22 protein-coding genes are annotated in these 26,411 nt (G+C 63.0%); 5 read left to right on the top strand and 17 right to left on the bottom strand.

Translation table 11 applies throughout. The features are described 5' to 3' along the window. The first annotated feature begins 42 nt into the window (after positions 1-42). The 3 genes from SM755_RS21025 (at position 43) to SM755_RS21015 (ending at position 3,642) form a co-directional block, all read left to right on the top strand. Positions 43-1,005, top strand: a complete 963-nt coding sequence (locus tag SM755_RS21025) for a DMT family transporter (protein ID WP_323174396.1) — start codon at positions 43-45, stop codon at positions 1,003-1,005. 367 nt (positions 1,006-1,372) lie between these two features. After that, a complete protein-coding gene (locus SM755_RS21020) occupies positions 1,373-3,031 on the top strand; it encodes an MBL fold metallo-hydrolase (RefSeq protein WP_323174395.1) in 1,659 nt (552 codons plus the stop codon). Positions 3,032-3,237: 206 nt separating this feature from the next. Further along, positions 3,238-3,642: an MFS transporter gene (locus tag SM755_RS21015; protein WP_323174394.1), complete on the top strand. Its 405-nt coding sequence runs from the start codon at positions 3,238-3,240 to the stop codon at positions 3,640-3,642. 97 nt (positions 3,643-3,739) lie between these two features. On the opposite strand, the gene SM755_RS21010 is transcribed toward SM755_RS21015, so the two are convergent. The 9 genes from SM755_RS21010 to SM755_RS20970 all read right to left on the bottom strand — a co-directional run bounded on the left by SM755_RS21010 (position 3,740) and on the right by SM755_RS20970 (position 16,050). Next, complete coding sequence (locus tag SM755_RS21010) at positions 3,740-7,060, bottom strand: hypothetical protein (protein ID WP_323174393.1); 3,321 nt, start codon at positions 7,058-7,060, stop codon at positions 3,740-3,742. Then, positions 7,057-8,136 carry a hypothetical protein gene (locus tag SM755_RS21005; RefSeq protein WP_323174392.1) on the bottom strand — a complete coding sequence of 360 codons (1,080 nt, stop codon included), beginning with the start codon at positions 8,134-8,136 and terminating at the stop codon, positions 7,057-7,059. Before SM755_RS21005 ends, SM755_RS21010 begins: the two co-directional genes overlap by 4 nt. Next, positions 8,133-8,528 (bottom strand): hypothetical protein, encoded by a 396-nt coding sequence (locus SM755_RS21000; protein ID WP_323174391.1) that lies wholly within the window; start codon positions 8,526-8,528, stop codon positions 8,133-8,135. The genes SM755_RS21005 and SM755_RS21000 overlap by 4 nt, the downstream gene beginning before the upstream one ends. 82 nt (positions 8,529-8,610) lie before the next feature. After that, positions 8,611-9,666, bottom strand: coding sequence for a hypothetical protein (locus SM755_RS20995; protein ID WP_323174390.1), 1,056 nt, complete (start codon positions 9,664-9,666; stop codon positions 8,611-8,613). A 101-nt stretch (positions 9,667-9,767) separates the two neighbouring features. Continuing rightward, the gene (locus tag SM755_RS20990) at positions 9,768-11,525 is read right to left on the bottom strand and encodes a secretion system protein (protein WP_323174389.1); all 1,758 of its coding nucleotides are present in this window, start codon (positions 11,523-11,525) and stop codon (positions 9,768-9,770) included. Then, the gene (locus SM755_RS20985; protein ID WP_323174388.1) at positions 11,522-13,441 is read right to left on the bottom strand and encodes an ATPase, T2SS/T4P/T4SS family; all 1,920 of its coding nucleotides are present in this window, start codon (positions 13,439-13,441) and stop codon (positions 11,522-11,524) included. Before SM755_RS20985 ends, SM755_RS20990 begins: the two co-directional genes overlap by 4 nt. Positions 13,442-13,467: 26 nt before the next feature. Further along, complete coding sequence (locus SM755_RS20980; RefSeq protein ID WP_323174387.1) at positions 13,468-13,932, bottom strand: hypothetical protein; 465 nt, start codon at positions 13,930-13,932, stop codon at positions 13,468-13,470. Further along, on the bottom strand, positions 13,929-15,074 hold the full coding sequence (locus SM755_RS20975) for a hypothetical protein (RefSeq protein WP_323174386.1): 1,146 nt from the start codon (positions 15,072-15,074) through the stop codon (positions 13,929-13,931). The genes SM755_RS20980 and SM755_RS20975 overlap by 4 nt, the downstream gene beginning before the upstream one ends. Continuing rightward, positions 14,980-16,050, bottom strand: coding sequence for an ATP-binding protein (locus SM755_RS20970; protein WP_323174385.1), 1,071 nt, complete (start codon positions 16,048-16,050; stop codon positions 14,980-14,982). The genes SM755_RS20975 and SM755_RS20970 overlap by 95 nt, the downstream gene beginning before the upstream one ends. Before the next feature lie 102 nt (positions 16,051-16,152). On the opposite strand from SM755_RS20970, the gene SM755_RS20965 reads away from it, so the two are divergent. Together SM755_RS20965 and SM755_RS20960 are read left to right on the top strand one after the other, a co-directional pair. Then, on the top strand, positions 16,153-16,656 hold the full coding sequence (locus SM755_RS20965) for a hypothetical protein (protein WP_323174384.1): 504 nt from the start codon (positions 16,153-16,155) through the stop codon (positions 16,654-16,656). Between the two features lie 1,009 nt (positions 16,657-17,665). Next, complete coding sequence (locus SM755_RS20960) at positions 17,666-18,916, top strand: CARDB domain-containing protein (RefSeq protein WP_323174383.1); 1,251 nt, start codon at positions 17,666-17,668, stop codon at positions 18,914-18,916. 18 nt (positions 18,917-18,934) lie between these two features. Here the strand turns inward: SM755_RS20960 and SM755_RS20955 are convergent, their stop codons facing one another. The 8 genes from SM755_RS20955 to cbiT all read right to left on the bottom strand — a co-directional run bounded on the left by SM755_RS20955 (position 18,935) and on the right by cbiT (position 26,365). Next, a complete protein-coding gene (locus SM755_RS20955; RefSeq protein WP_323174382.1) occupies positions 18,935-19,639 on the bottom strand; it encodes a P-loop NTPase in 705 nt (234 codons plus the stop codon). Next, on the bottom strand, positions 19,636-20,031 hold the full coding sequence (locus SM755_RS20950) for a hypothetical protein (protein WP_323174381.1): 396 nt from the start codon (positions 20,029-20,031) through the stop codon (positions 19,636-19,638). Before SM755_RS20950 ends, SM755_RS20955 begins: the two co-directional genes overlap by 4 nt. Before the next feature lie 24 nt (positions 20,032-20,055). Further along, positions 20,056-21,219, bottom strand: a complete 1,164-nt coding sequence (locus SM755_RS20945; protein ID WP_323174380.1) for a TrkA C-terminal domain-containing protein — start codon at positions 21,217-21,219, stop codon at positions 20,056-20,058. After that, positions 21,216-22,454 carry a hypothetical protein gene (locus tag SM755_RS20940; protein WP_323174379.1) on the bottom strand — a complete coding sequence of 413 codons (1,239 nt, stop codon included), beginning with the start codon at positions 22,452-22,454 and terminating at the stop codon, positions 21,216-21,218. Before SM755_RS20940 ends, SM755_RS20945 begins: the two co-directional genes overlap by 4 nt. Before the next feature lie 6 nt (positions 22,455-22,460). Beyond that, the gene (locus tag SM755_RS20935; protein WP_323174378.1) at positions 22,461-23,915 is read right to left on the bottom strand and encodes a P-loop NTPase; all 1,455 of its coding nucleotides are present in this window, start codon (positions 23,913-23,915) and stop codon (positions 22,461-22,463) included. Between the two features lie 83 nt (positions 23,916-23,998). Then, complete coding sequence (locus SM755_RS20930; protein ID WP_006666816.1) at positions 23,999-24,880, bottom strand: cobalt-precorrin-4/precorrin-4 C(11)-methyltransferase; 882 nt, start codon at positions 24,878-24,880, stop codon at positions 23,999-24,001. Beyond that, entirely contained in the window at positions 24,870-25,769 is a 900-nt protein-coding gene (locus tag SM755_RS20925; RefSeq protein ID WP_323174377.1) for a cobalt-factor II C(20)-methyltransferase, read from the bottom strand. The genes SM755_RS20930 and SM755_RS20925 overlap by 11 nt, the downstream gene beginning before the upstream one ends. Further along, positions 25,766-26,365 (bottom strand): precorrin-6Y C5,15-methyltransferase (decarboxylating) subunit CbiT, encoded by a 600-nt coding sequence (cbiT, locus tag SM755_RS20920; protein ID WP_323174376.1) that lies wholly within the window; start codon positions 26,363-26,365, stop codon positions 25,766-25,768. The genes SM755_RS20925 and cbiT overlap by 4 nt, the downstream gene beginning before the upstream one ends. Between the last annotated feature and the right edge of the window lie 46 nt (positions 26,366-26,411).

Raw genomic sequence — 26,411 nt, 5'->3', positions numbered from 1 at the left:
CCGTTTCTCTAGAATTGCTGATCGTCCGGAGGGAAGCATAGAATGGCACGGTCGACGAAGCGAACGCTCGTCTTTTTCGTCATCGCAAGCCTCTGCTTTGGCGGCACGTACGTCGCCGCAAAAGCCGGACTAAGCTACTTCCCACCGCTTCTCTTCGTCGCATTTCGGTTCGACATCGGGGCACTGTTGCTACTCGGCTACGTGCTGCATCGCTTTCCTCGAAGCGAACTGCTACCGAGAACGCGGGCCGATATCGCATCGATCCTCGCTGCTGGCGTGTTTGCGATCGGACTCGCGAACGCGTTCATCTTCATCGGACAACAGTTCACGACCAGTGCAGTAAGCTCGATTATGTACAGTCTGAATCCCATCCTGACCCCGGTATTTGCAACCGTGATGCTGGCAGATGAAGACATTTCGAAATACGGGGTCGGCGGACTGCTGCTTGGCCTCGGCGGCGTTGCACTCGTTGTTAATCTCGATCCAACGAACATATTCAGTGGCGCAGTCGTCGGTAAGGCGATCGTGCTCACCGGCGCAATCAGTGGCGCACTCGGAAGTATCCTCATCCGCTCCGCGGATGCATCCCTGCCGAGCACGGTACGCACTGCGTGGGCCGTCCCGGTTGGCGCAGTGCTGTGTCACAGTCTTAGCCTGGCAACGGGAGAAAAAGCTGCAATGGTCGCATGGACACCAACAGCGCTCGTCGCACTTGGATACCTCGGCGTATTCTCCGGTGCGATCGCCTTCATCGCATATTTCAGTCTCTTAGACGATATCGGCGCGATCCGAGGGAACCTGATCTTCTACGTCGTACCAGTCGTGGCGACACTCGGCGGCTGGATTCTCCTCGGCGAGACCATCTCCGCCTGGACGTTCGCTGGGTTCCTCGTGATCTTCGCCGGATTCGCGCTCATCGGTCGCGGCCCGTTACTGGCTGAACTCGCGAGAGTTCACCAGAGCCTCACCGAGAGGCACTCCGGACGGCACCCGAGAGACGGGTAATCAGCGGGTCAGCAGCGAGCAACGGCCTATTATCACGTCCGTCTAGGAAGGAATACCCGATCCGTTCGGCTGAAAGAAGAGAGGAAAAGAAGGAGCCGCCACAATGACGGTCAAACACCCGTTCAGAGAAAGAAAGGATATCCCCTCGAACTGCAAACCAGCACGGGTCAGATACTGTGTCGGATGTCGTTCGTCGCCGTGTTCGCGGAGACGTTTCCGTTACCGACTCCCTTTGAGAGCCAACCGAACTCGAAGCGGCACTCGAGCGATTTGCCCACAACGATCCGATTTGTTGGTTATATCCAATTATTGTTCTAACTGATATGGTTGAATATAAATAGAGTCGACCGGAAGTGAAGACGAGAACATGCGCGTTTCCTATCAACACATGAACATTCGGAGCGGCAACGAATCTACCCTCCTCCGATTCACGGCTGCCGATGGGACACGCGCCTGCGTTCTCGTCGATGCTGGTGGCGCTGTCGATCTCGATTCGGCACTCGGCGACGACGAGTATCTGAACGCAATTTTACTCACACACGCACATATCGACCACTATCGGTCGCTCGCGAGAAACGTCCGACACAACGCGCCGATCTACACCTCGCCGGCAACAGCGACCCTCCTCGAACAGACGCTCCCGGAGGCGCAGAAAGACAACGATCTCGGAGAGATCTCGGAGGCAATGGACGCGCTCGAACCGATCGACGACTGGACGGCGGTTCTGGCCAATCTCGATGTTCGACCCGTTTCCGCAGGCCATACGCCCGGTGCAGCCGGGTTCATCATCCGTTTTCGAGACCGGACCACCACTGATGAACTCTTGAACGGCGAACAGCACATACTCGCGACGGGAGATTTCACGATGCGTCCCTGTGCTGGCTTTCCGGAGCTACAGACGACATATCCGTTCGATATTGACGCCGTCCTTCTGAACGCCTCGACCGAGGACACCTATCGGACCGCGCTCAACGAGTCGCTACAGACGGTTCTCGAACGAGCATACGCCGGCTCGCAGGTTGTCATTGCGACGAGTTCACTGACGGGGCTCCACTACGCGGTACTGCTGGGACACACTGCGGCGGCACTCGATCGCGAACTCCCGATTACGATGGTTGGACAGGCCGCCAAACTGTACAACGCGCTCAAGTTAGACGTACCCGGGATCGAGACTCGGGAAGTGTTCGAGCGGACTGCAACGGTGCTCGAACAGGGGCGGGTGACGATCGCCGGGCCGGAGACGCCGCAGAAAGGAAGCGCGTCTCGGCTGTTGAACGCGATTAAAGACGACCCGACCGGCGTCTTCGTCCAGCTCGCAACGGGCGACGCCGTGCCGGTTACGAACGTGAGCTGTACGACACGGTATATCGAACTCCGGAACCATCCGTCGATCGAGACGATCGACCGGGTCGTTCGCGAGCTGGCACCCAAACAGGTCGTGATCAAACACGCGGTGGGAGACACGCTCAAGCGGTTTCAGCGCCGCTTCGATCACTGTTTCACGTGGGGAACGAACGATGAAGACATCCATCGACTCTACGAAGCAGGGGAGTGGCAGGCCCCAGAATGGATCGCAGAAACGGCTGCAACGCAAATTCGGACACGACAGTGGGAACGGGCACAGAACCAGCCGTTCGATCCCGATGGAATGCGCTCACCTGTTCGAAGAGATGCAGTCGATCTCGAGGCGGAGGGTGTCGATCTCGACGCGCTCGAGACCACGTTTGGGCGACCGGCGACGGATCCGTATTCGGCATCGGCTTCCGACGGCGATGGGACCGCTGTCGATGTCCAGGAGGATCGTCCGCAACGAGGGGAAGACGATTCGATCGAGGCCGAACTCCTCGCGCGTCTGGAGGCGATCGAAACCAAACTCGATCGCTCCGAGGAGACGGTACGGGCACGCGTCCTCACCGATGGAAACGGTGAACAGTTCCTGCACCTTCTCGAACAGGCCGATATCGAGGCCGGAGACACCGTCGAAATCATCGTTTCCGGGACTGATTCCGAAGAGACAAAGCGATAAAAGCCGGAACAGCGACGACGACAATTCGTCTCCGTTCTCGCTGTAATACCCAAAATCGAACGATAACTGCCATCGAGGTCGTCTGGCAGAATTCGAATGTCGTCGCCGTGTGACCGCCGCCAACCGCCGCGTGTGCACGGTGGAATCCCGAGACCGCCCTCGGCGGACGCGGCGGCGACGTTGAGGACGGTGGCCTCGCCGGCGGGGTGAGCGCTTATTTCTACGACCGCGTGAAGCAGCGGTTCGACTATCGACAACTGACACTCGCCGCGCTTGCGTTGTGGACAGCGGAGTTCACCGTCGCGGCAGTCGCGGACAGCCGCCTCGTCGCCGCAGTACCGGTCGTTCTCTTCGGACTGGGCCAAGGACTCGCATTCCCTACCGTATTACTGTGGGTCGAAGAACTCGCCCCCGACGACAGAAAAGGGCAGTACAGCTCCTACGTCGCGATGTTCGGCTACGTCGGGCAGTTCCTCTCGCCGGTGGTTCTCAGCCCCGTTGCAGGCGCGTTCGAGGTCCACGCCGTCTTCGCCACCGCGGCCGCGTTCACCGGCATCTCGGCCGTCGCGGTCGGAGCCGCTCGGCTCTACCCCGTGGACGAAAGGGCGTGAACGACGCAAGGGCGAGACCTCAGCCCTGAACCCTGATCGAGTGATGAGAGATGCTTCCGCCCACCACGACAGACAACCAGTAACCAGTCCCTGAAGACTACCCACCAGCGGAGGGATACGCACACTCTCGTTCGATCGTCGCCTCCGCCTCGTCGGGATCGAATCCCGGACCGGTCTGATCCCAGGTTGGCGAACACACGGTTTGTCCGTTATGTTCCGGCTCCGTATCCCCAACTGCCGGAACACCGCCGCTCGAGACGACAGCCCCCGGCATCACGACGATTACCTCGGTCGTACTCTCGAACTCGATCGGTTCGTTCGTTCCAAGTTCGAGTTCAGTGCCGTCGTGGAGTTCGACCGTGATCGGTCGGTGCTCGCGAACGTAAGTCAATCGCCCCGTCTCACCTGGATCACTGATGGTGGCTCCGACCTCGAACCGGGCGTACTCGCCCCGGATCGTCGTATTCCAGGTGTTGGCCTGCAGCAACCACATCGATGGCGGCGTGGGGATCACCGGCAGTCCCGGCCACCGGTTCCGGTTTGTACTTTGAATCGTCAGTGGCGCGTGTTCGGTTTCGGCATCGACATCGGTGATCGTCGCATTCGCCGGCCGAACGGCCGGATCCTGCGTTCCGGAGATATTCTCGTGAGTTAGATACGTCGGCGATCCCGCGACTTCGTACTGAGCGTCATCGAGCACCGGCGAGCCCTTGATCGATTCGGGATTGTACTCGACATCGGCGTTCAACACGTCCTGTACGAACCCGAGCAGATCATCGCCAACGTCGACCGCCGGCTCACCCATCTCGTCGACTTCGTCCTCGATGTCGCCGACTCGCCCTTCGTACTGGCCAGCAACCACATCGAGATACGAGTAGAGCCGATCGAAATACGCCTTGCGCACCTGCGCCGTGAGGAATTCCTCCGGCGTCTCGAACGAGTCGTTCGGCCCCGACGCGGAGAGATTTCGATAGACGAACTCGTCTTCGACCGCTTTGACGTGATCGATTGCGCCGGACACCGGATTGGCGTCCGCGTTCAACAACTCGGTTCGATTGACGGTATACGCGTTTTCCTCGTCCTCGATCCACGTGCTGAACTCGGTGTGCGTGCGGTTGAGTTCGTTGTAGAGATCCGTCTCTAACCCATATTGTTCGGTCACAGCGACCAACTCGTCGAGTTCGTAGGTCTCGTCGAACTCGTCGTCGATAACGGCCTCCTCGAATGCGGACTCGATCGCACCGGTCTTTGTCGTTCCGGAATCACTGCCAAAATCGGTGGTCCGAGACTGGAGTGCATCGACGTTTTGCTCGAGGTCGCGCTCGACCGAGCCGTAGTAGCTGACACCGTCCGTCACGTCGAGAACGGAATCGATGAGCGCCGCGTTGAACGTCGTCTCATTACCGAGCGACCCCGTCGATTGGAGGGCGCTAGCGCCACCGGCCATGCCGGTCCCGTTTTCGGATCGGGACCTAGATTGAGACTGAGACTGTGTCGAACTCGTATTGGAATCGCGTGCAGGCAGCTGAAGAGGTAGATAATCGCTCTCGAGAGCCGGTTCTTCCTGAATAACGAACGTGTCGTCGTAGAGTCCCTCCTCCCGGAAGTCGTACTGGCCCTCGATCGAAAGCCCGAGACGGGCCGAAACGTTCGCCGTCTCGGTTCTCGTGACCGTTTCTCGTTCGCCGTATTCGCTCGCGTTGACTGGATCATCGTGTATCCACATCTCGATGGCGTCGAGTTCGAGTTCGGCATCCACGTCGAGTTCGTGAATCGTCCGGTCACTCGAGGCCGACGTCCCATCGGGGTGTGGAAACGCCTCGTGGGTCACGTCGGTGTCGCGTACGTCGGAAATGTCGACGGAGAACGTCCCGAGCGAGTGGTTTTGCGTCGGTTGGGGACCCGCTGACGGCGTGTGTCCGAGGAGCCTCGCATTGCCGCCGCTCGTGTCGATATCGATCTCGTAGAGTTCTTCCATGAGTCGTTGAATGCTTCGGCCATCGTTCTCGATATCGGGTGTGCCCGCCTGGTCGACGGTCTCTTCGACATCGTCCCGGTATTCGTCCGGAACCTGATCGACGACTGCGTCCGTGCGGTCTTCGAAGAACTCAGTGACGTCCATCGTCTTATCGTGGAGTACCTGATACTGGTAGTACCGATAGGATGCCTCTGACAGGTCGGCGATTGGAATCTCCTCGGCCTCGTTCATCACGTCCATCTCGCCGAGTCCCTCCTGAATCAGTTCCGAGAGCGGCGGCATGTCGGGGAGTTCACCGGTTGCCTGATCCCCGAAGATCCACTGCTGGACCGCACCGCCGTCACAGAGTTGGGTTTCGATATCGACGCTCTCGTTGTCCTGGGTCTCGTTCGTAACCTCGCCCATGCCGAACTCGTCGGTGTCGATGATGCTACTGTCCCCACTCTCGCCCGAATCGTCACTACCTCCGCTCATCGACTCGCCCATCTGGTATGCCATGCAGACGTATCCTGGCCGTAACGTCCGTTGTGCGTACGGGTCTCGGGTTCCGAAAACGTCCTCCTGAATGGCGAAAATCGCGTGGTTCGTGAGAACTTCCGTATGTCCCGGCTCGAGTACCCGGCCGAAATCGTGACTCTCCGGTGACGCCGTCTTGTGCATCCGATCCCAGCCGGATTTGAAATAGGCGAACGGATACAGACGAGCGGCCATGTGCTGGCCAAGACTCTCGAGTTCAGTATCGATCCCGGCATCGAGAAAGCCCTCGTTGAGTCGGCTCTCGTACGTCGATGTCCGCTCGTTCAGTTGCATGACCGGTGAGCCGACGGTTACCGAGAGGTCTCTGGTTTCGGCTGGGAGGTTTCGTCCGCCGGTTTCGGCGTCGACCTCCACATCGTGAAGCGTCACTTCGAGCAGGCCGGCTTCGAGTGCGGTTGCAGAGTCGTCGCCGATCGTCAAGTCGACGGCGTCGATCGCTTCGTCCGGCGAGACACCGTTGTCGCCATCCGCGGTGACCGGTGGAATCGACACCGTCGAGACGGTCTCGGAGCCGACTCGCTGCCCCGCGGCGGGAAGTCGATCGTGTGCCTCGAGGTAGATGCGGAGTTTGAGGTAGTTCTCGAGATTGACCGGCTGATCGTTGTTCGGACCGATAGCTGTAATATCGGTGTCCGCGCTGCTTGCGTTGATCAGCGGCGCGCTCACCACGTCGTGGTTGGCGTCGATAGCCGCCGATCGAAGCTCGGACTGGGCCGCCGTCTCGCTTCGATCCATGACGACCTCGACATCCTGCTCGATCACCGGGTCCGAACGTTGCTCGAGGGTGGCGACAATGGCGATACTCGAGACGAGCAACAGGACTGCGATCATCGCGAAGGGAATCCGTGCCCGGTCGTCGTCTGCGATCGATACGGTTCGTCGATTACGGGATCGGCTGGTCATTGATCAGTAACGTGAACGGTCAGGTCGACTGTTTCGATCGAGACGTACTCCTCGAGATGCGGTACTGCTGCGGTTGTGAACTCGTCTTCGTCGGGGTGGGCTGCAAAGAGCCGATCGAGTTCATCGTGAATCGGATCGCCGCGCATATCCTCGGCGATCTGATCGGCCAAGCCGTCCGCAAGCTGCCCGTTTGCAGCGCTAGCGTCGGGGTTGACGCCGGTGATTTCCTCGTCGACAGCCGCCTTGAGATCGTCTCCGCCGAACGCAAGCGCCAGTTGTCGATAGTCATACACCGTTACCGCGTTCTCGGTCCGCGTCGATTCGAGTGCATACTGGGTCTCCGCGACCGGAAACATCGCCTCGACGATCAGTTCCGCGAGCGTGCCGGCTGTGCCGTCAACGCCGTCCGATCCTGCCGCCTGCGCATCGTAAAATGAACTCGCGAGTGCCTCGTAGTCCTCTTCGTCGGCACCGGCCATTCTCGTCGATACCGTGACGGACGTACTCGAGATATCCGCCGTCCGTGGCGGGCGCTCTCCGGCGGTTGCAGTACCGCTGATCGAACTGTTCGCGTAGGGTTCCCACGTCGCAACGGCGTAGATCGAGTCGTCGCTCCCGACCAGTTGACCGCGGATAGCCGCATCGACCGACGCCTCGACATCGTCGGCGTACGCGAGTGGCTGTGTCCCGTCGTATTCGACGGCAACGAGCGCCGACTCGGCCAACAGCGAACTGGCCGAATCGTAGGTCGTTACCCGATACAACTCGGGACTCTCGTCGGGGTCGAGTCCGTCCGGGATCTCGAAGTTCTCACTGTCGACCGGTGCGTGACCGGACTCGTTCTCGGCTGTCATATCGTAGGTGATCGTGATCGTCGACCCGGAGAGCGTCTGGGAGGCTCGATCGGCACGCGTCCCGTCGACCGAGTCGTCGTCACTGTGGAGATAGACCCCGATCATCACCACGCAGGCGCTGATGATCAACAGCGCCAGCGCAACGTCCATCACCGTCGAAATAGCCCGGTCGCAGCTCCGGCCGCCCGCGAGTTCAGCGGGAGGATCGCGAGTTCGGCTCACCAGACGCTCACCCGGAGCGTGCCGGCGCGAACGTCGGCCTCGTTTTCGACGGCGACCGGGATCGACTGGGTCGCGACGGACGCCTCGTCGGGAACGCCCTCCGACTCGACGTAGCGTTCGAGTGCAGCGACATCCGCGCGGTCGGTCTCGTCGGGAAATCCGGTCGGAAACGCGCCCGTCGCGACCGCTCGTTCGCGGTCGCCATCGACCGCGGTCACCTCGACCGCAACCGTCGCGCCGGCCGGAAGCGCCGCGGCCGTAACGCGATCCGAAAGCGGGGTGGCATCGTCGTGAGCGTAGACCACGCCGCCCTCTTCGATATCGTCCCACACGCGGTCGATCGTCCGGTCGGCCGTCGCCGACTGGCTGGTTCCGGGGAGCACAGCCTGCATGGAAACCGCGTAAAGCCCGATCCCGATAACGACTACCGAGACCGCAACGATCGCGGCGATCGGTTCGGTCTGGGCTCTCTCCTTAGACCGCGACGAGCGTAACATAGTAGTTCCCTCCGTCGTTGCGGCCGATCGCCGGGTGCTCGTGGTCGAACTCCATGTCGCGTTCGACCTCGTTCGTCCACTCGACAGATCCGTCCGCGTACTCGAGTTCGCCGGATCCCGTCGCCGACGGCAGGTCACCGCTCGGATCGGTCGCCTCGACGCTGAACTCGATGGGATCGCGAGCCGGTTGGGACGATCTGAGATGCCCCACATCCCCCGGAAGGGAGATGTCAATCTGACCGTCCGATCGTGGCCTGATAACGGTACTAGTGCTGCCGTGGCCGGTGGCAGCTAGCTCTACCGTTTCGTCGAGCGGTTCCGGGTCGGGAACCGCCGGATTGGGAACGGCATCGGGGAGGATATCGGACAGGCGATACTCCCCATTCATGTGGATGGTCGCCCGTCTGTCTTCGGGTCCGGTGTACGTGACCTGCATCGCGCCGATGTAGGGGTCCGGATCCCAGATCCGGTCGGGAACGGTGCTGAGTAGCGGCTCCCAGTCTTCCGTTACCTCGATCGTCAGTCGCTCCTCGACAGGGTCGAGTTCGTCGACAGCAGCGTCGACCGTGACCTGGCGGGCGCGAAGGTCGCCGTCGGCTCGGATCGGCCGTCCGGAGTTCTCGTCGAACGCCGATTCGACATCCTGCTGAAATTCGGCGAACGCGTGTCTGTCTCCGTCTTCGAGCGCATCGGCGTACTCGTCTTTGAACGCGGCCCCGGCGGACAGATTCTCCAGGCGTTCGTTGCCGCGGACGGGGACGACGACGCCGTAGTCGACGCTCGCGTGGGAGGTGCCGTGGTCGTTTTCCATCGTGATCGTCTTGCGGTCGATCGTGACGGTCTCGGCGTCGTGCTCGGCAGTGGCACGTGCGGGATACTCGCTGGTCGTTGCGCCCTCGATCGTGGTCGCCGCTCGCTCGGCGTCGGGCGGTGGGCCGGTCGAGACGCCCAGTGCGAGCCCCGCAAGCGCGACGCTGACGATTGCGACTGCGACGTAGACGTACCACGCGTCAGCCGGCGCGTCCAGATCCATACCGCGTCTGTTTCGGCTTCGTATTTAAACTACAGTCGCGGAGCGGTGGGGCCGAGACGTGAAACGGAAAACGGAATCGTCGGTTGAGGCTCGTCCCTCCGTCACATCGGGCTGACGAGGACGACATCGATCAGGGCGACGGTCAGGACGAACAACAGCATCGACGAGAGCAGCGTTCGACCGACGTGATAGCCGAACAGCGACCGGTCCATGCCGTACCGAAGGGCGTACGAGAGCGGCGTCATGATGAACGCGAGCAGGATCAGGTAGACGGCGACGACGACGCCGAGCTGTTCGATCGGCAGCGTACTCGCGTCGGCGAAGCCGTCGACGGTATCGAAGTTCTGGGCGGTGAGCATATCCGCCATCCCGACCGTCGCCCCGCCGACCATCGGGCCGAAGTACGCCGCGGTGTTGTCAAGCGTGCTCGTGACGCGCACGAGTTCGCGTTTCGTCTCGGCTTCGACCGTCTCGAGTTCTTCGAGGTGGTCGGCCATCGAGACGATGGCGCGGCCGGCGGGTTTGCCCTCATCGCCGGCGATGGCGAGGAGGGCGGCCATGCTGTGTGCGCGCTGGCTCGGAATATCGCGAAGTGCACCGTAGGGGCCGAGAAACGCCTCCTCGACGCTGGTGTGGAGGCGGCGCTGGACGCCGGCGGCGTGATCGAATACTGCGCCGGTCTCGGCGGGAACGCGGTTGGCCGCCAGATCGATCGCGGATTCGACGGACTCGCCCTCGGCGACCTGGCGGCCGACGATGTACAGGGCGTCGGTCAGGTGTTCTTCGACCGCTCGGACGTGATTTCGAAGCGCGAGAACGGGGCTGTACACGGCAAGCAGCGCCGTTCCGAGACCGGTTCCGAGGCCGACGATTTCGGCGAGATACGCCGGGCCAAACGCTCCGACGAGCGCATAGATAACCCCGCCGACGGCCACCCCCCAGCCGGTTCGCAACCAGAGACGGTCCGGAAGTTCGGGATGGTCCCGGTCGATCGTCGGCGGGGGAAACGCGACCGGCCGCCGGACGAGCAGCCACAGCGACGCGCCGAGCAATCCGAGCGGCAACACGATCGTATAGAGGAGCACGAACATCCAGATATTGAGGTTGACGCCGGCCATCGGTGCGACCGGAACGAGGGCGATCAGCGCCAGCGGAAGCAGGATGCCGAACGCAAAGAGCATCGTCGTCGGTGCCCGAATCGCCGAGGTGAACTCGGCCATCTGGCTCCGCGTGCCGTCGAGAATCGCGGACAGCGCACGGTCGAGCGTGCGGCCGCGTTCGCCCTCGGGGGCGTCCTGTGCCGTCGCCAGGAGCGTCGACGACCGGCGGAGCGCAGGGAAGTGCGCCGACCACTCCTCGGCGAACGAGAGCAGGCCGGCGTGGGGCGTCCCTTTCGAGCGGTTGAAGTGCGCCTCGAGACTCCTGGCGAGCGGCCCGGACCCCGTGTCGGCGGCGAACCGGATCGAGTTCTCGAGCGACGGCTGGATCTGCATGCGCAAGACGGCCCGGCCGATGAGGTTCGGCGTATCGCCGAGCGCTTCCGTTCGCCGGAACGCCGCCACCAGGTGCGGCCAGGAGTGGACGCCGTGGATCGCCGCGAGCGCGGCGGTAATGACGAACACCGCAATGAAGGGGATCGGAACGTCGGCGAGCACCAGCGGGAGCGGCACCATCGCCCCGAGCAGTCCCGCACCGTAGCCGGCCCGGACGATCGTCGCGGCGTCGTAGGGGGCGTCGATGAACCGGACCGAATCGACGAGTGCGGCACTTGCATCGACATCGTAGGGATACAGCCGGGCGAGGCCGCGAATGGCGAGAGCCGGGAATCGGGCCCGATTCGAGCGTGCCACGACTGTCACCTCCGGTCGGCGTACGCCGCCGCGACTTCGGCCGGCGAGACACGCCCGTCCGTGGCGAGCGTCGAGAGTAACGCCGTCCGGTCGGCAATAGCCGCGCGCACGTCGGCGTAGGCCTCCGTCGGGCCGGCAATCGCATTGACGAACCGGCTCTCGCCGCGATCGATGCGGCCGGTCGGTGCTGCTGTGTCTCCGTCGAGTTCATAGAGCGGCTCGAACCAGAGGTCCTCCCCGGTACCACAGACCTCCTCGATGCGGGCGACGCGACGACTACGTCCGGTCGGCGTGCGATAGGCGTCGACCGTGACGACCAGATCGGTCGCGCTGAACGACGAGGGCTCGACCTTCAGATCGGAGACGACGCGTTCGTAGACCTCGGTCGCACCGTCGCCGTGGATCGTCCCGAGAACGGCGTTTGCGTTCGCACCGACGCGCATGGCTTCGTAGAGGACCTGCGCCTCCTCGCCGCGGATCTCGCCGACGACCAGCGCGCCGTCGCCGAGTCGGAGCGCCGTGTGTAACGCATCGGACGGCGTGATCTCCGGCCCGTCGCCGGTCCCGGTTCGAAGCGCCTGCACATCTCGGCCGACCGTCTGTAGCGGGCTAACCGGGAGTTCCGGCGTATCTTCGATGATCACGGTCCGGGTATCCGGCGTCACCTCGTAGAGCAGCGTTCCGAGCAGCGTCGTCTTGCCCGACCCGCGGGTACCGGCGATCAGCGCCGCCGCGTTCCGCTCGATCGCAATCGAGAGAAAACCCGCGACCGAGGCCGGCATCGTCCCGTTGGCCACGAGACCCGGCAACGTGAACCGGTCGTCGGACTGCTCGCGGAAGGCAAAGCCGATCCCGTCCGCAACCGGATCCGTCACCCCCGCAATTCGTAGCCCGCGATCGTTCGTCAACGACGCCGTCGCGTCGATCGTCGGCTTCGCACGCGAGAACGCTCGGCCGCTCGTCCGCCTGACCCGCGAGGCGAGCGCCTTCGCCCCCGTTTCGGTGAGGTGCACGTTCGTCTCCATCGCGATCCCATCGAACTCGATCCGGAGCGGATTCGCCGTGACCGGCGACGTGACGTAGACATCCGTCACCGCCGGATCTGCGAACAGATCCTCCAGCACGCCGTAGCCATCGGTATGCTTCTCCAACACCGCCGTCAACGTCGGATCGACCGGCTCGTCCGAGGCGAACTCGATCGCCCGCGACGCGGCACGGTCCCCCTCGACCCACCCCTCCGCAATCGCCTCGTACCCGTCGACGACCAGCTCGCGTTCCCCCGGCGACAGCGAGAGGTCCAGCGCATCGAGCGAGTACAACGGCACCCGCTCCGCACGGTCGTAGATACGCGCCGTACTTTCGGTTTCGAGTTCGCGAACGTCGTCGAGACGAGCGGTCTCCGGGATCGATTGGTCGACGTAATAGTACGCGACCGCCAGTCCGAGACGCGGGGAGAATACGTCGGTATAGTCGTCAACGTCAGCGACGGCGTCCAGCAGACCGGATTCGATCGCCACGTCGCCGATCTCGTCGACCCGCGTCTCGAGACCCACCGCACCCTCGATCGGATCCCGGGCAACCGCCCGCGCGAGTTCGTCGTCGCGGTCGCCGAGCAGTTCGACGAAGCGACCTGCAGCGCCGAGAAACGCGGTCTCTTCCCTGTCGTACCGGTGTTTCAATCCGTCTGTGTGGACGACGATCGAAGACGCTTCGCGGGCCGCCAAGCGCTCGACGACTGAGTGTCGGCAGGCGGGCGACGCCGCGAGATCGCCGTTGCAGGCCGAGGCCTCGACCACCAGCGTTCTGTCGTCGAACTCGAGTTCACAGTCGCAGTGACCCTCGGTAGAGTTGCCGCCGTACAGTCCGTCGAGGCCGAGCCCCGCGAGCAGGGTCTCGACCGAACCGCCGGACGCGTCAGATGACATACCCCACGCTGGACTCGGCTTCCGATTTAAACCCGCTCCGTGACGACGAGTGGGTCACCCCGCTCGTCGGAGACGAGCCGAAGACGTAACCGGTGGGTTCCGGCCCCGTCGAGTGTCGTTCGAGATCCCGTCTGATTCCGAGCGACGAGCCGCACGTCGAGAACCTCCTGATTTGTTGTCCCGTCGTCCAACACGTACCGGGCCACACTCGCGTCGACGTCCTCCTCAACCGGTTCGATCTCGACGTGTGAGACGCCCGTCGTCAGCAGTGACCGCTCGGGAATCGAAACCTCGACGACCCGCTGCGGATCGGGATGGCCGGCAGGCGAAACCTCCTCGTTCGCAGTGAGATCGATCGCCGCAGCCTCGATATCCGACATCGCCGTCCGTACCTCCCGTTCGGTCGCGGCAGTTGAACTCTCGGCGAGCGCCAGCCCCCCGAGCGCGAGCAGCGACACGGCGAGCAAGACGGCAAGCACGTATCGAATCATGAGAGCCGCGACCGGATCGAGTCGACCAGCCCGGTAGTATCGTCTCCGTTAGGATCGTCATCGGGGGAGTCGTCAGTTTCGGAATTCGGGCGAGTAGCAGTATCAGTCGCTGCCGCAGTACCAGACTCAGCAGCCGTCTCAACGGTCGCGGTATCAGCAGTACCGGTGGTACCCTCATCAGTCCCCGTCGTAGCGTTCCCGCCGTCCTCACGCCGATCGGTCTCCGAACCAACTGCCAGTTCGACTGCGGTCTGGTTCGCAGATGACGCCGGTCGATCAATACCGTCGTCGACGAGCGAGCGCTTCCCGTCGCCGAGAACCGCGGCTGCTGATCGTTCTGGCGACCCGGGAGGCGATTCTCCGGCGAGTTGGTTCCCGCTTTCGCCACCATCGCCAGCATCACCACCACCACCACCATCGGCAGCGGTATCGAATCCCTGGCTCTCGCCCTCTCCTGCTCGATTCTCGGACCCTGTCTCGCCGCTGGTTTCCGTCTCGTCGCCGGCGACGGACCCCGCCGTATCGACAGCCGAGTCTTCGCCTGCAAGGAGCCCACCCTCGAGATCGTCGAGTTCAACCTCGAGCGCCTCGACGCGGCGTTCGAGCCGATCGACCGTCGCAACTGCGGTCGCCGACTGTCGCTCGACCTCGTCGTTGACCGCCTCGACGTTGCCGACGTACCCCTCGATCGACTGCACGGCCCCTTCGAGTTCTGCAAGTCGACGTTCGTGCTCCGAAAGCCGCGTTTCCAGGGTCGAAACGGTGTCGGCCAACGAAGCCAGTTCCGCCAACTCGTCGAGTGCAACGTCGCCGTCGACGACGACGCGTTCGACTGCCGCCAGTCGCTGTTCGAGCCGGTCCCGGTCGGTCATCGTTGTACCCCACTGGGACTGGCCGGTCGCGACCGTCTCTGAGACTCGCGCTGTCCCACCGCCTGCAGCCACAACCGCAGCCAGACCCAGACACTCGCGTCCAACTCCGACCGCGACCACGGCCACGACCCCGACCTCGACCTCGATGACACCCACAACTGTCCCTGCATAGCGATCACTCGCACTCACCCGCAGCGGCAGCGACAACGTCTCGCGCCCGCGGACTCCCGCCGCCGTGTGGCGTATCCCGAAGCCGGACCTGCGCCGCATGGATCGTCTCCGTCGCATCATCGATGACGACCACCTGTCCGGGATCGGTCGGCAGCCGATCGGCAAGTGATTCGTTCATATACGTCGGCTGAGCCGCGTTCAAGGCGTCCAGATCCGCCTCGGCCGTCAGCCGATGGGAGAGCAGAATGTCGGACTGAGAAATCGCGGTCTCCGTCACTGAACTCGGACGCTGCGTTGCGAGGACGAGGCTGACACCGGGGGCACGCCCACGGGTGAGAATCGTGTGTAACGCCGCCTCTGCGACGCCGTCGAAGAACGTGTGCGCCTCGTCGATCATGAGCCACGGCAACCGATCGATCGCCTCGGCGATTCGGGCGCGGTAGAGCGCCTCGGCAACGCCGCGGCAGATCGCGTTCATCGGGGCCGAATCCAGCCCGGAAACATCGAGAACGGTGACCGCAGCGCTTGCGAGTTCAGCCGTACCGAGCCCGTCGGGGTCGAACACGTCCCACGAGTCCGCGAGCGCGAGGTGATTCGTCGCCGCCCGTCTGTCGGCCCTCGGTGCATCAGCCGTCTCGATCTGTTGTTCCATAGCCGCCAGTGAGGTCGTCTCCTGGGCCGCCTGCCAGACGAGCCCCCCGGCACCGCTTTCAGGGGACAGTCCGAGTAGCGAACACCACGACCGCGGATCGAGAACGCCCGCTGTCACCGCCGGCTTCGCAACGACATCCGCGGGAACGTCCTCACCATCAGCGGATTCGGCGAGCGTCGAAAAGACGCCCATCGGATCGACAATGACAGGTGCAACGCCTTGCACCCGGGCGAGTTCCTCCGCCACGACACCCAGCGTGAACGACTTCCCGTAGCCGCGTTTCCCGACGATCAACATTGCGTGTGGCCCGTCGAGATCGACGTGCAGTGTCGCCCCCTCGCTTCCATCGAGCGCTCGATACCGCCCAAGATGGCCCGTCTGTTCGGTCTCAGCGTTTGCACCGCGACCGATAACGAAACTCATAGCGAGCGTTCGCTCGCTCTCGTACTTGAAGTTTTACCCGCCTATATAAGTTGCATTCTTCGTATAGTAAAACTTTAAGACAGATCACGAGCCAACAGGGGTATGGGCTCGAAACGCCGCCCACAGCTGAACTCGATCTCGTCGGGTGATCGTCGTTCGTTTGCAGATGACGATCGCGCGATCGAGGGACTACCGATTCGGCTCGTGATCGCGCTCGTTATCGGTGTTGTATCGCTTGGGATAATGCTGCAGATACTAGGTGGTATTGACACGTTTGAAGGAGATACAGAAGTAGATGTAGAGTTTGAAGGAGATAGTGTTGAGATTGGAAACAATGATGATTCATTTAGCGTATATGTTGTAGACGAAGATGGAAATGACGTATCAGATGCTACAGTTGTAGCAGTACCTGGTGATGCTCGAATGGACGATGCTCTAGTGAAGAAATCTGGGGACGATAATGAAGTAGTATTTGACTTCACCAAAGAAAATCTAGATCTTCCACCCGATCAACATACAGGAACAATCGAATTTGAAATCCAACCACCATCGGGAACTAGTTGGGCAGATGATGAGCCGAATGACGAATTACTTGTGATTAACTAAAATGAATCAGACATACATAACAAATACGTTGTTAGCGTCTTGTGTAGTAGTTATTTGCTTTGGAATGTTGTTTCTCCCCATGATTTCTGCAGCAGATAGCACAAGCATGAACGGGTTGGAGGGAGAGGGAACTGAAAGCAACCCATATACTATTACTACTGTTGAAGAATTACAATCCATAAATCAAGATCTGGAAGCTCATTACGTTCTTGGAAACGACATTGATGCAAGTAAAACTAAATCATGGAACGGTGGCGCTGGTTTCGAACCAATTGGTGATCGAGGACGATATGGGAACCGCGGTGAAGTTCCCTTCACTGGCAGTCTTGATGGACAGGGTCATTCAATCACTGGATTAACAATAGAGCGGTCTGATCAGGCAGTTGGACTCTTTGGTGAGATTAATGGGACAGTAAGTGATCTAGCTATAGTAGATGCTACTATACAAAGTTCAGACGCAAGAGTAGGGATTATAGCTGGTTCGAATACTGGCGAAATTAAGCAAGTGTATACTGCAGGGACTGTCAAATCAGATGATCGAATAGTCGGAGGGTTAGTAGGAGAGGCTGCGATTGGAGGCACAATACAGGAATCAGTTAGTAGTGCCAGCGTGTCAGGAAGCGAGCGAGTTGGTGGGTTAGTTGGAGAACACCGTGGAGGTCACAAGATTATAGAGTCGTATGCAACTGGAAAGGCCACTGCACCATCAGATGAACGTGCTGCTGGAATCGCAGGGCGACATACAGTTGATGCAGAGATACGGAATGCCTATTCATCTGCAACTGTCTCTGCTGGCACAGCAGGTGGATTAGTTGGTACTGCTAACGCTCATCTGACGGATGTATACGCTGTAGGAGATGTTTTGTCAACTGGAGATTATTCTGGAGGCCTCGCTGGAACAGTATGGGACGAAGGATCACTAAACACAGGATACTGGAGTTCAGAAGCAACTGGTCAGGAAGAGGGTGCATCTGATGTCAATATGGGGACTAGTCTTCGCACGGATGAGATGACCGGTGTAGATGCCAAGACAAATATGAATCTCGACTTCGACAATTTCTGGACTGCAACAGATGAGTATCCGATCCTCCAGTGGCAGGTCCAAGATGTCGATCTCAGCGTCTCACAACCCTCCATCGGCGAGGGAGAAACGACCAGTGTGACCGTTGAACTCACGCTCAACGATGGCTCGACTGTCACCGCATCCGAAGTCGCCGACTACGACTCTGAAACGGCCGTTGCTTCCGTCTCTGATGGAACACTTGCAGCTAACTCCGTCGGCCAGACAGAACTCACGGCAACCGTCGCCGGTGAGAGTGATACGGTAACTGTGGAAGTCCTCGAGCCGCCGAACATCGAGTTCAGTGATGCTGAATTCGATACGGAAGCGGCCGTCGAGGGAACCACCGTCGATGCAACTGTCACCTACGAGAATACCGGCGGACCTGGTTCGGAAACGGCGACGGTCACGGTCGACGGCGAAACAGTCGCCACAGAGACAGTTCACGTCGATGCCGATAGTGAGACGACCGAATCGGTCCAGTGGACTGCACAGCGAAACGGAACGGTTGCGGTCGATGGTGAACCAGTCGGGGATCTCTCCATCGTCGCTCCCGAAGCAATAACGCTCGAGTCGATTTCCCTTCCAGATGAAGCGGCCCAAGATAGTGAGTACGATATCGAACTCGAGTTCAACAACACGGCGTCGCACCCGGTTGTGGACACGGTCGAACTCCGCGTGAACGGAGCTGTCGGAACGACGAAAACGGTCGAAATCGGCGCAGGTGAATCAACGGAGACGATCACGTACGCCCACGACGAGCAGGGGACCGCGACCCACGTCGTCGACCATCACAGCGACGATGCGACGGGCACGGTAGCCATCATCGCACCCGCCGAGTTCACACTCGACGAACTCGATGCGCCCGAGACGGTGACGAACGGAGAGAACGGTTCGGTATCCGTGACGGTAACGAATACCGGCGGGGCACCGGACACGCAAGATCTCGACTTGCTCGTCGATGGTGAACTCGTCGACACGCAGTCGGTGACACTCGACAGCGGCGGTTCGGAGACGCTCGAGTTCACGCCAGCGGTCGACCAGCAGGGAGAAGTCACGGTCACGATCGCATCGGCCGACGACGAACTCGAGACGGTGGTTGAGAGTACGGCGGCATCCGACGACGGCTCGCCTGGCTTTGGCGGGGCTGTCGCGCTGGCTGCGATCGTCCTTGCGGTGGCCGTGATGCGGCGGCACTGAGAAGAAACAAGCAATTTTTCAGACGGTTGTGGCTCGGTCGGAGAGTCGGTCTGCAGTCCGTTCGAGTCGGTCGGCAACCGAGTGATAGGCGTCGACGGCCTGTGCGTCGGCGGCGTGATCGCGGACCGGCAGCCACCGCGCCTGTGCGTCGGCGACGGCCTGTTGGGTGGCAATAATCGTGACCTCGACGCCGAGCGTTCGGCTGATTCTGTCGGCGATCTCGCTGTGGGCATCCGGATCGGCCTTGTTGAGGACGAGTGCAGCGATCGGTGTCTGGAGGGCATCGGTGAGGGACGCCGTTCGAAACGCGTCGACCAGCGCTGATTTGGTCGGTGTCGTAACGAGGATCGTCAGATCGGCGCTCCGAAGTTCGATCCCGACATCGCGAGCGAGGCCGGCCGGGCAGTCGACGACGACCGTTCCCCACTTCCGTTCGATGCGTTCGAGGATCGCATCCAGGTTCTCGAGTTCACGCGCGGCGGCGCGGGCCCCGGCGAGGGTGCGCCCACAGGGGAGGATCGTCACTGGTCCGATCGTCTCGATGGCCGCGGTTGGGTCGACGCGACCGGCGAGGACGTCGTGGAGGTCGGGACCGGTCCCGGGCGGGAGGTCGGCAGTCGTGAGATCGGCGTCGACGACGACGGCATCGAGTTCGCGGGCGAGATTCAGTGCGGTCGTGGATTTGCCGACGCCACCTTTGCCGCCGGCGACGGCGACGATCATGGGTCTGGGGTAGGATTGGGATTGGTGTTGGGAGTGCGTTCGAGAATATCGCTCGGCGGACACCACGTATCGAGACCTGCGAGCACTGTTTCGGGTGACCGGATGCGATCGTCCGTAGAGCGGGTACTCGAGACGACGGTTACGAGGGGGTCGGTTGGGGCGGCGGGACTCGCAAAGCCGAGTCCCTCGCTTCGGTCGGGCCGGATCGTCGTTTCCCAGCAGTCGCCGGTCCACCGAGGGTCGGCGACGCCGTTGGGCCGGGGCGGCCAGATCGGTCCGTCGAGGTGGTGTTCGAGTCTGACTGTCTGTGGCGTCGAATGCGTGTTCGTGAGGACGACTCGGACTGTCGTCACCCCGTTCGTTCTGTCGGCGCTCGCTTCGACCGTAACCATGGCGATGCTAATTCGCGTTCCGATTTAAATGCTCGACCGTGGAGGGGGGCAGTCGTCAGTTGGTGCCGGATCAAACGCAGTCAGATCCGACGGTGAGGCAAGCACCCAGAGTTCATCGTCGGATTCGAGCGTCTCGTTGTCCGCCGGGAGCGGCAAGTGATCGGTGCCGCGCTCGATTGCCAGAACGCGCCCGGGAAGCCAGCCGACGAACTCGCCGACGAGCGGGCCGTCGGAGTCGATCGAGAGCGTCGTGACGGTTTCCTCGACGGTTCGTAGCGTCGAGGCGAACTCGTAGCCGTCGGTCGGTTCGTCCGGGTAGGTAAGCAGTCGGTAGTGGTCGTCGGCTGGAAGTTCGGCGGCGAGGGTCGCGTCGACGATGACGGTCGCGATAGAGCGAGTCATCGTTCGAAGCGTGCCGGTCGCGACGAGTTCGGGTTCGGTGTGGCCGTCCGTCGACCAGATTGCGACGGGATCGCCGAGGCTGGCATCCGGAGAGGGATCGGCTCGAATCGCGATGGCGACGGCTCCGCGGGGGACCATCGATCTGAGTCCGGTGGACTGCCGGCCGACGTGAACGCGGTCGACGGTGCCGTCGTCGGCGAGCGTCACGGCCGCATAGCCGACGTCGTAATCGCGTTCGATGTGTCGTTCGAGGCGTTCACGGCGTGCTGTCGGTGTCAGTCCGTGCGGGAGCCTGATCGTCGCGCCTGAAAGCGCTCTGTGGACGGCCGGGTCGACTGCCTGGTATCCGGTTGCCGTTGCGATCGGTTTCGGCAGCGTGATTTCGACGGCGAGCCGAGCGGAGCGGACGGCAGCCGCGGCTTCGCCGTTCGCATCGATCCGCTCGAGGTCGGCGACCTGACAGGCGATCCGGTCGCCGAGGCGACCGCCGGCCGTCGCAGCGATACCCCCCAGAAGCATCGTTCCGAGCAGGTAGCCGGCGCTGAGGCGATGATCCAGCGGGGTAGCTCCGAGAAACGCCCCGGATGCGAGAGCACCGCTAGAGAGAACGCCAGCAACCGCCGTGAGGCCGAGGAGCGCCGGAATACCGGCCGGCGTCGATCGTGTCGACAGCCAGCGGTAGCACCCCGCCATGAGCAACCCGGCGGTCGCCGCGAGCAACGCCGTTCCGACGAATCCGACCGCTGCCTCCCGTGCGAGGGAGACGACGAGTTCGGGATCGATCATCGATTCACCTCGGGTTGTGGCTGTGGTTGTGATTGTAATGTGGACTGTCGCTGTGGTTGTGAGTTGGACTGCGATCGTGACGGTCTCTCCTCACAATCGGACCGGGGCGAGCCAGCCACAAACGCCCGGTCTGCACCCTGGGGAATCGGATCATCGGCGCTGTGTTGCCAGTGCCAGTCTCCGGCCGTTCGCACGCCGATCGTCGTTGCTGGATCGAGTTCAGCGAGCGCGGTCTCGCGGACGGTGATCGGCTGCCCGGCGTCGTCGAGGATCGTTGCGGCCTCGAGTGCGTGGTTGTGTGTGGCGTCGTCGCTCGGCTGCACCGCGATCCGATGGCGGGTCGACTCGAGGAGCGCGTCGGCGGCGGCCGTCTCGACGGCGACGGTCAGCCGGCGGTCGCCGCCGTCGGTACCGATGGCCGCTCGCTGCGTGTCGGCGGCAGGCGCGACGAACTCGTGATCGGTCGCGTCCCGGGTTTCGTCGTCGATAGCGAGGGCTGTTCCCTCGACCGTCGTTTCGTCGCCGCGAACGAGAACGTGATCGCCGGGTTCGAGACCGGTCGGTAGCAGCCCGGTTACCGTTACCGCCCGGAACCCGTCGTCGAGCGTCGTCGCAACGCCTTTGGACGGTGGGGCGGCAGCGATCGTCGCTCGCCCGCGGCCATCGATGGCGACGCGAACGGTGGCGAGTCCGTGGTCCGTTCGGAGGCGGCGCTCGAGACGGTCCTCGAGTTCGGCGAGTTGAAGGTCGGCGGGGAATCGCCAGGCACCGTTTTCGAGAGCGGTCCGGAGAGCGGGTGAGAGCGGCGGATAGCCGTCGAACTCGCGGATCGCGCCGGTCGGGCGAATCGTGACTTGTCCCATCGCGTCGACGGCGTCGATCGCGTCGGCGGACAGCGCCTGCCCGCGGACGATCGGAAACGTGCGGTCCTGCGGGAGTGCAGTTGCGATCTGCGCGCCCTGGCTCGTCGCAAAGATGCCGAGCACGCCGGCGATGACGCCGACAAACGCGAGTCGAATCGCCTGTGCGAGGACGGGACCGGAGCCGTGAACCCCGCCGAAGACGACGATTGCAGCCGCGATCGGGGCCGCGAGGAGTCCGGTCGCGGCGGGCACCGATCGGTCTCGAGCGAGACCGACGCCTGCTGCAATCAGGCCGAACAGGACGGCGGGAGCGGTGCCCGCCAGAAGGCCGTACGAGACGCCGAGCAGTGATTCGTATGGAAGGTCGACCATCGTGGCTCACCCCTGCTCCGTCTCCGCCTGCGGTGTGTCCGGCTGTGAACGATCCGACTGCGGCGACTGCGCTGGGTCGTCCGGTGACGCCTGCTCGGGGCGCGGCGGCGACTCGATCGGTGCAACCCCAGCCCCATCGCTGAACTCGAGTTCGATCGTGCCGACGACGGAGGCGTCGGGTCGGTACTTCGGAATTCGGAGGGAGTGCGTACTGGCGGTGCCGGTCGCGGCGAGAGTCCCGGACGTATCGGCGGGCCCGACGTTGGCGTCGGCACCGGCATCGGAACCGCTGCACTCGAGTTCGAACACGGCATCGGCCAGTCGAAACGTCGCGGACCGGGTTGCTCGATCGCCGCTCGCCCCGCCGAGACAGTGGAGGATGGCGATGCTGTCGGTCTCGGCCAGTCGGTCCGTGAGCGTATCGAGGAAGGAGACGTAGGCCGATCGGTCCCGGCGTTCGAGTTCGTCGATCGGATCGATGATCAGCGTGGCCGCGTTCGGAAGTTTTTCGATCAAGGACGTGGCCTCGTCGAGTGAATCCGGGCCAGTGACGCGTCTGATCGTCGGGGTGCCGGTACCGACGGCGGTCGACTCGAGTTCGTGACGGACGGTCGTTCGTGAGCGATCCGTCGAGAGGTACAACGTTCCGCGGACGGCGGTCGCCCGGTGGAGGAGCCGTTCGCCCTGGCTGGCTGGCGGGCTGACGAACGCGACGAGCGAACCGGGTTCCAGGCCGCCGCCCAAGTGCTGGTCGATCGCGTCCGTGCCGAGCGGGAGTCGGTCGTCGGCGTACGTCGGCAGTGCGCGGTCGGCCGGTGACTGTGACACCAGTCGAGCGACGGCGTCGTCGAACGCCGCCGCGACCGCATCGTTGGCGAGCGGCGACGGGCGGTCGGGAACGCAGCCGAGCAACGGGACACCCTCCCAGCGGGTCGCCGGTTCCGGCACCGCCGAACACCGGTTCAAAAGAGCGCCGTAGATGGGGACACCGAGTCGGCGAGCCATCTCGATCGTCGTCGCTGCGGCCGTGAGACTCCGTTCGGAATCCGTGGCGACGACGATAACGCCGTCGGCCTGCCGCAGCGGGTCAACGACGCTCGGGCCGGCTCCGGACGGACAGTCGAGGAACACCTGGACGCTCTCGGTGTCGAGGTGTTCCGCGAGCGACTCGAACTCGAACGTCTGGTCAGGCGTCGGGGCGGGAACGATACCGACGCCGGACGCACGAGGGTGTTGCTGTGCGCCATCGCGGATATCGGTTATTTCGGACTCGGCGGCACGATCGACGAGCGTGGCGAGCGTCGGCTTGCGGTCCGTCTCGGTCATCACGTGCAGATTCGGCAGCTGGCGATCCGCGTCGATGGCGAGCACCGGAGTATTGGCTCTGGCGAACGCTTCGGCGAGACCGAGCGTTATCGTGGACTTTCCACAGCCGCCTTTCGAGCCGGCAATAGCGATCATAGCCCGGGCTATTGCGGCATCTGTTTTGAAGGTGCGGACCGGCTGCCCGGAACCGAAACTGACCGTCGTCGCCGGCCTCCGCCTCAATCCGTCGAGTTCGCGCCGCGGTTCGCCCAGTCGCCGTACAGGTACGACCGTTCGTAGCCGGCACCCGTAACGGCGTCGCCGATGACGACGAGCGCGGAGGCGCGATAGCCGGCCTCCTCGACCCGGTCTGCGATGTCGTCGATCGAACCGATAAGCACGTCCTCGTCGGGCCAGGAGGCGTGGTAGATCACCGCGACGGGCGTCTCGGGATCGTGGCCGTCCGCGAGCAGGCGATCCATCGTGTCCCGGACGGCGTGGGTACCGAGGTAGATACAGGTCGTGACATCGCCCATCGAGATGAACTCGGAGATGTGATCCTCGTCTTCGCTCAGGGTCTTGCCCTGCGGCCGGGTGAACGCGACGTGATTCGAAACCTCGTTGAGCGTCAACTGCGTTCGCATCGTGGCGCTCGCGGCGAACGCCGACGTGACGCCGGGGACGATGTACGTCGGGACGCCCTCGTGCTCCAGCGCGTCCATCTGCTCGAGTGCGGCCCCGTAGATCGCGGGGTCGCCGCTGTGGAGACGGACGACCTGCCGGCCCTCCTCGTAGGCGTCCCGCATCAGCGGCACGAGTTCTTCGAGGTCCTTCCCGACCGAGTTGACGAGGTCGGCGTGGCCGCAGTAGGCGTCGAGGAGGTCGCTGTTGACCAGCGAGCCGGCGTGGACGACGAGGTCGGCCGCCTCGAGCAATTCTTTCCCGGCGACGGTCAGGAGTCGCGGGTTGCCGGGGCCAGCGCCGACGAAGGGAATCCCGTCCTGGTCGTCGCCGGCGCTGTGTGCGAAGATGCGATCGTCGAGGTCGTCGCGGCGGCGGTCGCTCTGCGAGTCGATCGCGGTCTGTGGGTCGGTCGCCGACGATTCCGTGTTATCGCTCATCGGCGACCCCCGTGGTTCCGTGGTCGGCGTCTCCGCGATCGGCATCACAGTCGCCGCCCGCACAGCCCTCGGCCCGTTCGAGTGCCGCGAGTTCGGCTAGTTCCGCGGCCGTGAACTCGCGGCCGCCGTCGGAGCGGACGTTCGTGTCGGCGGTATCGGATCCGCCGGGTGTATCGGCGTCGGTCGTCTCGCTGGAGACGGCGCTGGTCTCGAAGGCTGCCGTCGCCGATTCGACGTCGAGGGATTCCTTCTCGGCGTAGGCGAGCGTGTAGTAGTCGCGCTCGTCGAGTTCGGTGGGATCGTCCGTGACGACGGTCTCGCCCTGTTCCATGAACAGGCGGCGGCCGTAGGTTACGTCGTAGCCGGCCTCGACGAGGCCCTCATGGGTGGCAGGCGCGTCGGTGACTTTGAACAGGATCATGCGGTCCGGACCGGTCGGACTGTGGCCGGCGGCGGCCTCGCGGAGCGAGAGGCCGGCACCGGCTTCGATTTCGACGCCGAGTGCGGTCGCGAAGGCCGTCACGGCGCTGACGCCGGGAACGATTTCGAGGTCGACGTCGGGGTGGAAGGCGTCGATCGTGCGGCGCAGATGGCCGAACGTCGAGTAGACGTTCGGGTCGCCAAGTGTCACGAACGCGACATCGCCCGCGGTCGCCTTCGGGGCGACTTCCGCGGCGGCCTCCGTCCAGGCGGTGCGGAGTTTCTCCTCGTCTTTCGTCATCGGGAAGTCCAGGTCGCCGATTCGCTCCTCGGGGACGTGCTCGAGGGCGACAGTTCGAGAGAGCCGGCCGGGGGAGTAGACGACATCGGCAGTCTCCAGAATCTCCTTCCCGCGAACCGTGACGAGGTCGGCCTCGCCGGGCCCGAGTCCGACGCCGTAGAGGGTCATTGGGTCGTCCCTCCGGAGCGGGCTTCGGTATCGGTCTCGTCCGAAGACGGGGTCGCACTTCCGACCAGCATGTAGACCGGGTTGTCCGAGTTGAAACTCGTCGCCCCGGCGAGTTCGTAGCCGTGGCTCACCTGGAACTGGACGACCTCCTCGAGCAAGTCGCGTTCGCGGAAGGCGGCGGCCGCTCGGCCGGCGACTTCGAGTCGGGAGACGTTCATCACGATACGGTCGACACCCGTCTCGGCGGCGTGGTCGAGGACGTCCTCGAAGTTGCGGCTGCCGCCGAGAAAGAGCGCGTCGGCGTCGGCCGGAAGGCCGTCAGGTGCTTCCGCGTTCCGAAGTTCGACGTCGGCGCGTATCGCCGCGTCGTTCGCTGCGAGGTTCTTCTCGGTCGTCTCGAGTCGCTCGGCTTTCCGTTCGAGCGCGGTGACGCTGCCGGCTCGGCGGGCGGCCTCGATGGTGACGGCACCCGTACAGGAGCCGACCTCGACGAAGTGGTCGTCCGGCTCGAGTTCGAGTTTCGACTGGACGACGGCGCGGACCTCCGATTTGGTCGGTCCGGCCTTCGCGTCGTGCGGGAGCGCGATGGATGGCATCACCTGTGGCAACAGTCGCCCGAACTAAAACAATTTTGTTTGGAGT

This window comes from Natrialba sp. PRR66, from assembly GCF_034808065.1.
Taxonomy (GTDB): Archaea; Halobacteriota; Halobacteria; order Halobacteriales; family Natrialbaceae; genus Natrialba; species Natrialba aegyptia.
The sequence above is the reverse complement of the archived record's forward strand: the minus strand, read 5'-3'. Positions and strand labels throughout refer to the sequence as shown.